The sequence below is a fragment of the Paenibacillus sp. P4_A7 genome (assembly GCF_056402455.1).
On sequence record NZ_JBFUHJ010000021.1, the window covers coordinates 1 to 12,351 of the forward strand.

Annotated in this window: 9 protein-coding genes and 1 pseudogene; 7 read left to right on the top strand and 3 right to left on the bottom strand. The window is 41.9% G+C overall.

Features of this window, described 5'->3' with window-relative positions; translation table 11 throughout:
- The 4 genes from AC1DWN_RS05475 to AC1DWN_RS05490 form a co-directional block, all read left to right on the top strand.
- The coding region (locus AC1DWN_RS05475) for a helix-turn-helix domain-containing protein (RefSeq protein ID WP_477557913.1) at positions 1–2,250 on the top strand (2,250 nt) is incomplete at its 5' end.
- A gap of 242 nt (positions 2,251–2,492) precedes the next feature.
- The gene (locus tag AC1DWN_RS05480; protein ID WP_477557914.1) at positions 2,493–3,401 is read left to right on the top strand and encodes an ABC transporter permease; all 909 of its coding nucleotides are present in this window, start codon (positions 2,493–2,495) and stop codon (positions 3,399–3,401) included.
- 22 nt (positions 3,402–3,423) lie between these two features.
- Positions 3,424–4,323 (top strand): carbohydrate ABC transporter permease, encoded by a 900-nt coding sequence (locus AC1DWN_RS05485; RefSeq protein ID WP_477557915.1) that lies wholly within the window; start codon positions 3,424–3,426, stop codon positions 4,321–4,323.
- Between the two features lie 42 nt (positions 4,324–4,365).
- A complete protein-coding gene (locus AC1DWN_RS05490; protein ID WP_477557916.1) occupies positions 4,366–6,078 on the top strand; it encodes a type 2 periplasmic-binding domain-containing protein in 1,713 nt (570 codons plus the stop codon).
- Here the strand turns inward: AC1DWN_RS05490 and AC1DWN_RS05495 are convergent.
- The 3 genes from AC1DWN_RS05495 to AC1DWN_RS05505 form a co-directional block, all read right to left on the bottom strand.
- Positions 6,062–7,522, bottom strand: coding sequence for an IS1182 family transposase (locus tag AC1DWN_RS05495; RefSeq protein WP_477557917.1), 1,461 nt, complete (start codon positions 7,520–7,522; stop codon positions 6,062–6,064). The genes AC1DWN_RS05490 and AC1DWN_RS05495 overlap by 17 nt on opposite strands.
- A 9-nt stretch (positions 7,523–7,531) precedes the next feature.
- A complete protein-coding gene (locus AC1DWN_RS05500) occupies positions 7,532–7,897 on the bottom strand; it encodes a transposase (RefSeq protein WP_477557918.1) in 366 nt (121 codons plus the stop codon).
- A gap of 166 nt (positions 7,898–8,063) precedes the next feature.
- Positions 8,064–9,041: a tRNA dihydrouridine synthase gene (locus AC1DWN_RS05505; RefSeq protein WP_477557919.1), complete on the bottom strand. Its 978-nt coding sequence runs from the start codon at positions 9,039–9,041 to the stop codon at positions 8,064–8,066.
- Positions 9,042–9,346: 305 nt separating this feature from the next.
- Between AC1DWN_RS05505 and AC1DWN_RS05510 the strand changes: the two are divergent.
- The 3 genes and pseudogenes from AC1DWN_RS05510 (at position 9,347) to AC1DWN_RS05520 (ending at position 12,351) form a co-directional block, all read left to right on the top strand.
- Positions 9,347–10,408: pseudogene (locus AC1DWN_RS05510) on the top strand (class I SAM-dependent RNA methyltransferase).
- A 533-nt stretch (positions 10,409–10,941) separates the two neighbouring features.
- Entirely contained in the window at positions 10,942–11,247 is a 306-nt protein-coding gene (locus tag AC1DWN_RS05515; protein ID WP_477557920.1) for a hypothetical protein, read from the top strand.
- Positions 11,248–11,409: 162 nt separating this feature from the next.
- The gene (locus tag AC1DWN_RS05520) at positions 11,410–12,351 is read left to right on the top strand and encodes an ABC transporter permease (protein WP_477557921.1); all 942 of its coding nucleotides are present in this window, start codon (positions 11,410–11,412) and stop codon (positions 12,349–12,351) included.

Genomic DNA, 12,351 nt, shown 5'->3' on the forward strand with positions numbered 1-12,351 from the left:
GAGCCCCGTTGGCTGGGCTGGGCGGGAAATAAGATCAGTGGAATGTTCAGGATTGAAAAATTGAACATCAGCGTCTATTATCAATATTTAATTACTTATATGGTTATCATGATGATACCTGTCTTGCTGGCACTGGTGGTGTTCGACCAGGCAACAAAGCGGCTCAACTCAGAAATAGATGCTTCATATACCTATAAGCTGGAGAAAATAGCTAATGATTTGGATCAGCAATGGAAGCATATGATGAAGATGTCCTTCGAAATTGCCGGTAACAACAAGCTGGCCCCCTACCAATTAAAGGAAAACGCTTACAAACAAGTGGAAGCGGCGCAGGAAATGCGTAAATATAAAAGTCAACTTTTGCTTGCCGATGAGATTATTTATGCGATAAAAGACAGTTCAGAGATATATAATGCGCACGGCAAATACTATGAGGATGTGTATTTCAAGCACATCCTTCAACTGGAGCCTGACCATGAGGTCTTGACCGGTTTGTTGCAGCACAAGGAGCCTTTGGTAAACTCTTATTCGGTTGATAATCTTGCTAAAGGTGCTTCACAATTGACGATGGTATTTTCCTTCCCGATCTCGTCTTACAATACTTCAACAAAAACGGGAACGGTTGCTTTTTTTATTTCTGAAAAAGCTTTTATGGAGCGGATTAAAAATATAGTCGGCGAAATTGACGGAATTGCGATTCGGGATAAAAATCAGCAATGGCTCGCCAAGTGGGGTTCGGCTAAGGAAGCCGACAGCCGCTCCAAAGTATTCGAAACGGTCGCTGGAGAAACTGGGTTTCAGTTGTTAATGTATCCTGCTCATAACGATTACGCCTCGAATGTAACCAGTTTCAAGAAAATAGTGATTGTTTTGCTTTCGATTTCGTTGATCGTCTGCCTGACTATTGCGATTTTCTTCGCAGCCTTTGTATTTATACCGGTCAGAAAAATGGAACTGCTGGCAAATAAAATTACAGTTCGAACTGATAAACAGCCTTGGAAAAATGAATTCAGCAATATTCATGCAGCGATGATGAGTACCATCGCCAACCAGCATTCATTAAGCGCCGAAATCAAAGAGCAGAAAAACCGGGTGAAGCACTATGTGCTCACAAATTTGTTGTACAGAAACATTACTCCTGATCTTCTGAAGCATGGGAGTGAAGCGGGAATAAGGTTGAATTGCTCATCTTTCTGTGTCTTTATTATTTCTCGCGAGAACGATGATTCTTGGCACGGGATGGACAAAGAGCATCTAATTCAGGAACTCGAACTGGAGCATCCTTCTGCCACGATATATGGCGTGGATCTGCTGCATCAACATTATGTAGCAGCCGTATGTTGCCTAAGGTTGCCGGACGGTGACAAGCAACTTGATCTTGACTGTTTAGCGAACTTGATGATTGATCGCTGCCGCAAGGCAGGTATTCTCATAAGGATCGGAATCGGATCAAGTGTGTTGGATTTGAAGGATATGAACACGTCAATGCTGGAAGCGTTGTCAGCAGTTGAACGTAATGATGAGAGTAAGCAAACCATCATTCATTTTGAGAAGGGAGAGCATTCCGAAGCATACTTGTGGCATCCTACACAGGCTTATATGCGTTTAATTCAGTCAATTAAGCTTGGCGATGAAGTATTGGCGAGCGAGCAGATGCATCATGTCAGGGACTCAATTCGGGAGCAATCCGACTCCTGGATGATGGAAAAGTTAAATTGCCTGGATTTCGTGCGTACTTTATTAAAACAGTTGAATGAGCTTGACCAAAGCATGAAGCATCATGAGATATTGTCTGTTATGTTGTACGGAGAACCCCATGAAATATTCCAGATGGCCGAGAAGATGGTTTGTACAGTATGCCGTTCGATACATGCCCACAAAGAAGCAACGATGAATCAACTTTCGGCTGATATGGTGCAATATGTGCATGACAATGTTCTGGATCCTGGATTTGGACTTGACAGCTTAGCGCAAAAATTTCAGCTCTCGCTGCCCGCAGCCAGCAAGTTATTCAAAGAACAATGTGGCAATGGGTTTAAAGAGTATGTCACCAGGCTGCGTATTGAACATGCGAAGCGGATACTGAATGAAGGGGAGCATTCCATAGCGGATGTATGCGAGAAAATAGGATATATGAATGTGTCTCATTTTATTCAAATTTTCAAAAAAGCAACAGGTCTTACTCCTGCCCAATACAAGGAACAATACGACCGCTCTTTTGACATGCCAATGCTCGCCTCAGAAAAATAATTGAACGACGGAATGGACAGTTTCAAGCAATACCCGCCAGACTCTCGCTACTTCCTGGATGGATATCCGGCAAGTGTCGAGAGTTTTTTAACGCTTAGGAAATTATTAAAACTATAGTATAAGCCGTTTTTTTGCTGCGGCAAAAAAACAACATGAGAAAAAAAACGAGATATATACAGTTATCAAGACGATCCGTATGATATGAACCATACCAGCTATCTTGTGCGAATGGGGGATGAAATTTGGGAAGCAAGAGGATAAGAAATGTTTTGCAAGATTATCAGCTATATTTGCTTATATTGCCGGCGGTGGCATATATCATTCTATTTCATTATGTACCGTTGTATGGAGTGTTAATCGCATTCAAAGAGTACAGGTTTTCTTTAGGGATATTGGAGAGTCCGTGGGTAGGTTTTCACCATTTCGAAAGATTTCTCAATATCACCAATTTTAATGCGATCATGTTGAATACGATTGGTATCAGTGTCTATCAGCTGGTTGTTGGTTTTCCGATACCCATTCTGCTGGCAATTTCAATCAATGAATTGATCGGGAGAAAGTTTAAAAAAGTGATACAGATGGTTACTTACATGCCGCATTTCATTTCCACCGTTGTTATTGCCGGTATGATCGTCTTGTTTCTAGACCAGGATCGAGGACTTATTAATCAATTAATTGCGTTTTTGGGTGGACCGCGGATTAGCTACATGACAGAGCCGGGATGGTTCAAAACGATTTTTGTTATGTCAGGAGTTTGGCAACATGCCGGGTTTGGCACGATCATATATTTGGCGGCGCTTGCAGGAGTTGATCCGCAATCGATAGAGGCTGCCAAGATCGATGGAGCTAGCCGATTGCAAAAAATAATTCATGTCGATCTGCAGGCGATTACCCCTGTTATCGTCATCTTGTTAATATTGGATACGGGTTCGCTATTGTCTGTAGGGTTTGAGAAGGTGTTGCTGCTGCAAAACCAATTGAACATGGCGGCATCGGATGTTATTCAGACTTATGTATATCGAACGGGGTTAGTTGGTGGCCAGTTCAGTTTCTCAGCAGCGGTTGGATTATTCAATTCCGTCATCAATTTCATTTTATTAATCGTTGCCAATCGAATTTCCCGGAATGTAAGTGAAACTAGCCTGTGGTAATGAAAAGAAAGAAGGGTCTGGCATGCTGCGTTCACGTAATGACAAAATTTTTGATGCAATCAACATTTTTCTTCTTTCAGTTATTTTAGTGATCGTGCTTTATCCGTTGTATTTCACAGTAATTGCATCATTCAGCAACCCTTACAATGTATCTCGCGGCCAGGTAATATTTTTCCCGCAGGAGTTCACTCTCGATGCTTACAAGAATGTATTTGCTAATGCAATTATCTGGATTGGCTATCGTAATACAATCTTTTACACAATAGCTGGTGTTTTGATTAATTTGTCAGTTACCATTCCTTGTGCTTTTGCCTTGTCTCGCAGGAGATTGGCAGGGAAAAAAGCAATTATACTCTTATTTGTATTCACTACGTTTTTCAGCGGAGGACTTATTCCTAACTATTTGTTGATCAAGCAGCTTGGGTTATTGGATACGGTATGGGTGATGCTGTTGCCATCGGCAATGTCTGTCTTCAATTTGATCATTACCAGAACTTTTTATCAAATCAATATTCCAGAGGAATTATATGAAGCGGCGAAAATAGACGGTAGCTCGGATTTCGGGATGTTCCTTCGGATTGCCTTGCCACTGTCGAAGCCAATTATTGCTGTAATGGCGCTGTATTATGGCGTTGGTCACTGGAATCAATTTTTTGCGGCATTGATTTATTTGACAGACAGCAACTTATACCCGTTGCAACTGGTTTTGCGCAATATTTTGTTGATGAATGAAATGATGAGTATGGAGAATATGACCTTTCTTACAGATGAGGAGATGGCTCATATTGCAAAACAGGCACTAATGGCAGAATCAATGAAGTATGCTTTAATATTTATTGCGAGTTTGCCTGTGCTGGTCATATATCCGTTCGTACAAAAGCATTTTGTAAAAGGGGCATTGATCGGCTCCCTAAAAGGGTAGACGTGATCAATAGATATTAAATTAAGAAAGGGTGTATTAAACATGAAACGCAAGATAAGCCTGATCGTTTTATCCGTGTTTATTGTATTAATGGCGGCGGCATGTGCAGGGAAGGAGAATGCCTCGCCAAAAGAGACAACTGGATCACCAGAACAGACAAACGCGGGAGAAAAGAAGGGAACAGAGGAAGCAGACGGAGAAAGCAGTTATCTAAATTTGGATTCAGATTTGCCGATTGTCAATGAGCAGATTACGCTCAAAGTTCATGTGGTGGAGAATACCGCAATGCCGGGATATGTAGAGGATAAGTGGTTCTGGAAGTGGGCCGAGGAGCGCACCAATATTAAATTTGATGTGACGGTCACAGACGTAGCAGCATGGCCCGAAAGAATAAATTTATTATTTGCTTCAGGTGATCTGCCGGACATTTTCCTGAATAATAATTTCAGCAACAGCCAAATTACTCGTTTTGGACAGTCAGAGAAGATGTTTATGCCGCTCAATGACTTGATAGAGGAGTATGCGTCGAATATCTCGCAAGTATTCAGTGAAAGTGCGGAGAGTAGGGCGATTGTTACCAGTCCGGACGGCAATATCTACACGTTGCCAAGTCTGCACCAGCTCTCATACCCGATCACTTATGAGCAACGCGGATTTGTCAACCAAAAGTGGTTGGACAATTTGAATTTGCAGCAGCCTACTAATTTGGATGAGTTTTATGATGTGCTGAAGGCTTTCAAGGAACAAGATCCTAACCAAAATGGACTGCAAGATGAAATTCCATTTACAGGTGCGTGGGGAACTGGCATGGCGGAAAGAACTTTTTTCTTGACGGCGTTCGGATTGAACGCAAGTAATAATCCTTCTATTTATGTTGAAGATGGGACAGTCAAGCTGGCGGAGGCTGAACCGGTGTACGAGCAATACTTGCAATATGTCAATAAACTGTACAGCGAAGAATTGCTGGACAAAAATATATTTACACAAACACAAGTGCAGCAAGACTCCATTAGTTCTCAGGATTTAGCGGGTTATCATTTCAACGGAGCGCCTCATGTCACGACACCGAATTGGAAGGATTACGCTTCTGTTAAACCGCTTGTCAGCCAGTGGAATAGCAAGCCGACTTGGCCAGACAGGCAAGGAAATGTCGCAGGGAAATTTGCTATCAGCAAAGACAGCAAGTATTCGAAAGCAGCTATCCGATTTGCAGATCTGTTTTTCACGAAGAAATATGCATATAACTTATGGGGCGGACCGATGGTAGGGTCAGAGGACACGCTGGATTATCCTTATGCAGGCTGGGTGATCGATGAAAAAGGAGCGAACCTTTTTCCAAATATGGCTCCGGGAACCAGCTCTGTATGGGATATGATCAATCATTTGATTCCGATTAATGGGAATCCTCTTGGCCTTACCTTGTCAACGGATGATTTGTCCGAGATGGCCGGCAAAAAACTTTCTGCTTCTGAGCCTGATGTTTTCTGGCAAAATAGTTATGAAGAAATTGTAGCACCATATTTGCAATTACAGTTTCCTAATTTGTATATGACTGATGAGCAAGAAAAGCGAATTGCGGAACTGAAGACCGGCATCGAAGATTTTACAAAAACAATGGAAGCGAAATTCATTATAGGAGCCGAGCCTCTATCGGAAGTTCCAGCTTATTTTGAAGAACTGAAGCGACTTGGAGTGGAAGAATTCATAGCCATTTATCAGGAAGCCTATGATGCGTATATCAATTCATTGCAATAATCTTTTTCCGGTAAGGCAGAAAGAACGCACTGGAATACAAAAAGGGGCTGTCTAATAAGTCCCCAAAATAAAAAGTTGGTCGGAAAAACGTCATGTTTTCCGTCCAACTTTTTTTGTTCTGTCGCTTTTGCCGGAAAGTAGCGTGGCGGATGCCCGCCACCTTCAGTAGATTGTGGGCCAAGGCCACAATTCCAAACTCGGTGTGGACCTTCTCTAGCCCTCGCAAGGAGAACCGGCGGAACGACCGATTGCCCTTGATGTGACCAAATACGCTTTCTACCTCGACTTTACGTCGAGCATAGATAGCAGATTTCTCGTCATCCTCAAGGGCTTGTTTGGCCTTTGCCTTTAACTCTTCCCAGATCGTATTCCAGTGTACCTGGCGGTTTCCCTTTGCCTTGGTACAGCTTGCCTTGAATGGGCAATCACTGCAATCTTCACATTCATAAATCTTGAAGCTTTGCTCTAGGCCAGAAGCCTTTTTTTTCGTCTGGTAATTCTTAAAGCGAACGTAGCGGCCATTGGGGCAAACAAAACGGTCGTCTCGCTCTTCATACGTCCAGTTTGAAGCATGCTGAATGTCATTTTTGTATCGCCTGGTTTTCTCTTTCATATAGCTGCCGTAAGGAATGAGAAAATCAAAACGCGGCTCTTTTTCTTCGCCCACCGCATACAAATAGTTCTCTTCGCTGCCATAACCCGCATCGGCAATCACCGTTTTCGGCATGGGCAAAGAAGACGCGACTAATCGCTCCATGTGTGGCATAAAGCAACGTGTATCGGTAGGTCGCAGATGAAGGCTGTAAAACAAAATGAATTGGTTTTCCGTCGCCATTTGCACATTATAGCCCGGCTTCAATTGGCCGTTCTTCATGTGGTCTTCCTTCATCCGCATAAAGGTGGCGTCCGGGTCCGTTTTGGAATAGCTGTTGCGATCGCCAAAGCAGGCTTTCTGCTGCTCATACTTGGTGAATCGGGGAAGAAAATCCTCCCGAATTTGTTTCAGCGGCTGTTTTAAGGCTCTACGCTGTTTGCGTAAGTCTTTCCGCTCTTCACTGTCGTTTGCCCCTGCAATTTGTTCCGTCAATCGCTCCACCTTTTCCGCCAGCACAACTGCTGCTGTTTTGAGCTTAGCAGGAAGTTCGACAGGGTCTGCTGCCGCGTATTCGCCAGCTTCATGTTGCGTGAGCGTATGAATATGCGCAAGGGTCGCCTGTACCTTTTCCTTGAGCTTCTCTTCGAAGCGCAGCGTCGATTTCTTCCACACAAACGAATACTTGTTAGCATCAGCTTCGATCTTCGTGCCGTCTAAAAAGTAGCTCTCCATCKTGATGTAGTTGTCCGCTATGAGCTTGTGGATCATCGTTTCAAACAGCTCGTTCATGAACGTTTTCATGCGCACACCACGAAAGTCATTCAGGGTGCGGAAGTCGGGCTGTTGCATCGATGCCAGTCACATGGCCGGGATGTTTTCTTGCAGTAGCTTTTCGATGCCGCGACAGGAATAAACTTTTTGTGAGTAGCCGTACAGCATGACTTTGAGCATCATTTTGGGATGGTAGGCACTTCGGCCTCCTCCTGTATAGTGAGCAAACAACTGCTCATCCGGGATGGCTTCAATCATCTCATCAATCACGCGGGCTACGTGATGGGTGGGAATATACATCTCCAGATCCAGAATCATCTGAGCCTGCTTGTTGTCATAGTCTTTAAAGGTAGGTGCAAGGGTTCTTTTGGAAACGATCTTTTCTTCCAAATCCCCTGGAGGAAGGGTCAGCCCCGTGGTATACTCTTCTATAGTAGTCATTTGATTACGCATAAAAACCGTCCTTTTGTAGAGTGTTGGTGTGGTAACTTCCATTCTACAGGAAAAGACGGTTTTTTTGTGCCTTATTTTAACATTTAACAAAAACGGGACGTCCAGCGGTCGGTTTTCACTGACTTTCTGGACAGCCCCTTTTTAATCATGCACAGGTGGGTATGTTTTAATCTAATTCTTGATCTAAAAGAGGTTTTACTAAACGACGTACTTCATCTGTAGATGTGGTATCCATTAATTGGTTTCTTAGTTCGCCTGCGCCTCTAAATCCACGAACAAAGATTTTGAAAAAGCGAAGAAGTGGTTTAAATGGACGTGGCTGGGTTTCTTTTGAATATTTATCGTGAAGATCCAACTGTAAAAGAAGTAAATTGAGAAATTCCTTCGCGCTATGTTCTTTAGGTTCTTTTTCAAAAGCAAATGGATTGGTGAAAATGCCGCGGCCAATCATGACTCCATCAATGCCGTATTGTTCTACTAATTTTAAACCTGTTGCGCGGTCAGGAATGTCTCCATTAATAGTTAACAACGTATTTGGAGCAATTTCATCGCGTAATTTTTTTATTTCAGGGATTAATTCCCAGTGTGCGTCTACTTTACTCATCTCATCTTTTGTACGAAGGTGAATGGAAAGATTCGCAATATCTTGTTTCAATATATGTCCTAACCAATCGCGCCACTCGTCAATATCATGGTAACCCAATCTTGTTTTAACACTAACCGGCAATCCACCTGCTTTTGCTGCTTGAATAATTTCTGCTGCAACTTCAGGATGTTGTATTAATCCAGCACCTTTTCCATTGGATGCGACGTTTTGTACTGGGCATCCCATGTTTAAATCGATACMACGAAAACCAAGCTTCTTCATATCAATACTCATCTGTTCAAAAAATGCAGGTTTATTGCCCCAAATATGAGCGACAATCGGTTGCTCATCTTCTGTGAACATTAATCGACTACGTACACTGTCTTTTCCTACAGGGTGACAATAACTTTCTGTATTTGTGAATTCCGTGAAAAATACGTCAGGTTTTGCAGCTTCACTAATGACGTGACGAAATACAACATCTGTGACATCTTCCATTGGTGCTAATATAAAAAACGGCTTTGGTAAATCAAGCCAAAAATTTTGTTCGTTACTCATATTATCTCCTTCTGTTGCAACATATAAAAACGATATAAGCTGTAGCAAAGTCCTTTACCCATCATACATAGTATCATTTTTTTTCGTTTGAAGCACAGAATCAATTGTGTGAGCGACAGACATATTTTTGGTGTCTGTCACCCATCACACATCCAACTTGATGTTGTTGAATTTGTATGAAGTGCATGTTCATTCTGCCCCATTCTCGTTATAATGATAAGGTATGTCTGTTTTGAAGAGGTACAGAAGCATTGTGGGAATAATCCTTCAATACATGAATGGACTGTTGAAAAGGGAATCATTTCTTGACTAATATAAAAGAACAAACGCTCGTTGCGGAAATTGACCATTTAGATGAAAAAGGTAATGGAATAGTTGTGATTTGGCGTGAGAGTGATATAGGTTCCAATCCTAGAAAGTTGAAGCTAACGATTCCGCAGACACTCATAGGGGAGTCAGTGCAGATCGTCGTCGATGATCCCGATAAGAAACGAAAAAAAGTAATGCCTGTAGAGATTCTAGCTGCAAGCCACGAACGGACGGATGCGCCTTGTCCTCATTTTGAGCTTTGCGGAGGTTGTGTATGGCAACACTGGACGTATGAAGGTCAATTGAAGCATAAGACTACGTATGTGAAGAACGCATTGAAACGTGAAGGATTAGATTCTAAACTGGTACTGGATACGATCGGAATGGACGAACCTTCGCATTACCGTAATAAGATGGAGTTCACGTTTCCCCTGAGGGGGATATTGGAATGCATGAATAAGGGGATTTTCGTAAGATCATCCCATTGGAAACGTGTCTGATTGCAGGCCGGAATATGGTAGATGGCATGTTGGAAGTCAGGAATGGGTAAAAGAGTTCGGCCTTAAAGACTATGACAAAGATGCACATGATGGGCTTCTTCGTCATTTGATGGTGCGGGAATCGTTTGCGACCGGCGAAATGATGTTGGCATTGTTTGCTACGAAAACGCCTGACGGTGAATTGGCAGGAATCGAGATTGTCGAGACATCGATTGAATCCGCAAAACGGAATGCCATCGATAATGATTTGCATAACACGACATTCCTTGCCCGTGATGCACGCAGTGGACTAGATGAGATTCATGATCATTTAGGATTCGCAGATATTCTGTTGATAGACCCACCACGTAGCGGAGTTGGCGGAAAAGTGATGYGCCGCATTGGACGCTCTAAACCAAAACGGATCGTCTATGTATCATGCAATCCTGACACATTCTCAACGGATGTAACTGAATTGCTACCATTCGGGGCTACACGCTTCAAACCCTGCAACCTGTCGACCTGTTCCCGCATACCGTGCATGTTGAGTGTGTGGCTTGGTTGGAACTGGAAATGTAGATCTACAATACAGTCTTTTGAATAACTTGAGTTGCTCAAACTCTAGGTTAATATGTTCCCGCATACCAAACATATGATTGGATAATTGCATGACCACATTTTGACCACGAACACTGCAAACACATCATATTTACTTGGAAATATAGGACTGATTTTTAAGGGGATTCGGATAGAAAACCTATGATAAGACCTAAAATACACAAAAAACTCACCTAATATCATGGGCGGCATGATGTAGGGTTTCAGCCCTTCATCGTGACCAGAGCCTCGTGAATTTGCGGTCATTTTGACCTCAGTTTGTGAAGCAGTCACTGTTATAAATAATAAATAAAGCAAAGATCACTCCATAATGATTCTATTAGGGAGTGGTTTTTTGTGTTGTTAAAGTTTGCGTTATTCAGGTAAAGTCACATAGACTATCTCTTTATGCATAATAAGGAAACCCTTGTTCTGATTTCACAAATCATGATGGAATTTGACTATTAATCTTGGATTTATAGGGATATATAAAGGTGTTCTGCGGCCTTGGAAGCTTGGCATATTGGGTAGGATCATTTTTTAACATTCAAGTTCAACAGCTTTGGAAAAAATCATCTTCCCGGTCGAATGAATACCAGCAATTGAAGCCCGGGCATCCTGTTGCTTTTTTCCATATTTCAGTAGTCAAAAACATGCATTTGCTGAATACGATCTGGTCCGTTATTTTGCCTGGTACTATCGGCTCGTTTATCTTGATCATTACAAATTTGGATCCAAAAACCACGTTGACAATGGTGTTTATTCCAATTATTATAATCGTATTGAAGGTAAATTGGCGCAAAAAAATGAATGGGGTCTAAGGAGAGGATCGAACATCAAGTAACTGACAGCCATTTTGATCGGAGCGGGTGCGCGCGGGGTAAAAGTTATACACCGGGCAAAGTTCGCTGAAGCCCATGATCTTCCTACAGAGAGATGGGCATATAGCGATAAACAACAAAATGATGAAATGAGGTGAGCTTTTGTCGACGACTACTGGAAAAGCAAATAATATGTCATTTATTTCAAAATTTAAATATGACTTGAAATGTAACCGCTTTATTTTGCTTATGTCGCTTCCAGGGTTAATCATGATTGCTTTGTTTGCTTATTATCCGATGGTCGGTGTCGTAACTGCTTTTCAAAATTACAGTTTGTTTTTAGGGATTGGTGGCTCTGAATGGATTGGCTTTGAAAACTTTACGCGGTTTTTTAAAGATCCAAACTTTTTTAGAATTATAAAAAACACGTTTGTTCTTGGTCTTTATAACTTGCTGTGGTCTTTTCCAGCACCCATTGTTCTGGCTTTGTTGATTAACGAAGTTGTACATCCAAAAATTAAGAGATTTGTTCAAACCGCTACGTATTTACCTTATTTTATTTCGGTTGTTGTCATTGTGGGCATTATGAAATCGGTGTTTGGTGATAGTGGTATTGTCAATGACTTGTTAGCAAATGTTGGTGTTGCCGATATCCAATTTTTTAACGAATCCAGTTACTTTAGAAGCTTGTATATTGGCTCAGGTATTTGGCAGGGAATTGGTTATTCCAGCATACTMTACTTGGCGGCCATTACAGGGATTGACTCAGAAATGTATGAAGCGGCTAAGATCGATGGCTGTTCTAAGTTAAAACAGATGTTTCACATCACCTTGCCCAGTCTCCGCCCAACCATCATTACTTTGTTAATTTTATCAATTGGCGGTATTGTCAGCGTTGGATTCGATAAAATTCTGTTAATGTATAGCCCTGCCACATATGATGTTGMCGATGTTATTTCTACTTATGTTTACCGTAAAGGTATAATCGACCAAGATTATGGATTTTCAAGTGCTATTGGGTTGTTTAACAGTTTGGTTTCCGTTGTTTTTTTATTAGGGGCAAACTATTTTTCCAGAAAACTCCTAAAGGAAAGTTTATGGTGA

Coding starts and splice junctions, on each gene's coding strand:
- AC1DWN_RS05500 (WP_477557918.1), bottom strand. CDS start 7,897: ATGCGTAATCAAATGACTACTATAGAAGAGTATACCACGGGGCTGACC.
- AC1DWN_RS05485 (WP_477557915.1), top strand. CDS start 3,424: ATGCTGCGTTCACGTAATGACAAAATTTTTGATGCAATCAACATTTTT.
- AC1DWN_RS05490 (WP_477557916.1), top strand. CDS start 4,366: ATGAAACGCAAGATAAGCCTGATCGTTTTATCCGTGTTTATTGTATTA.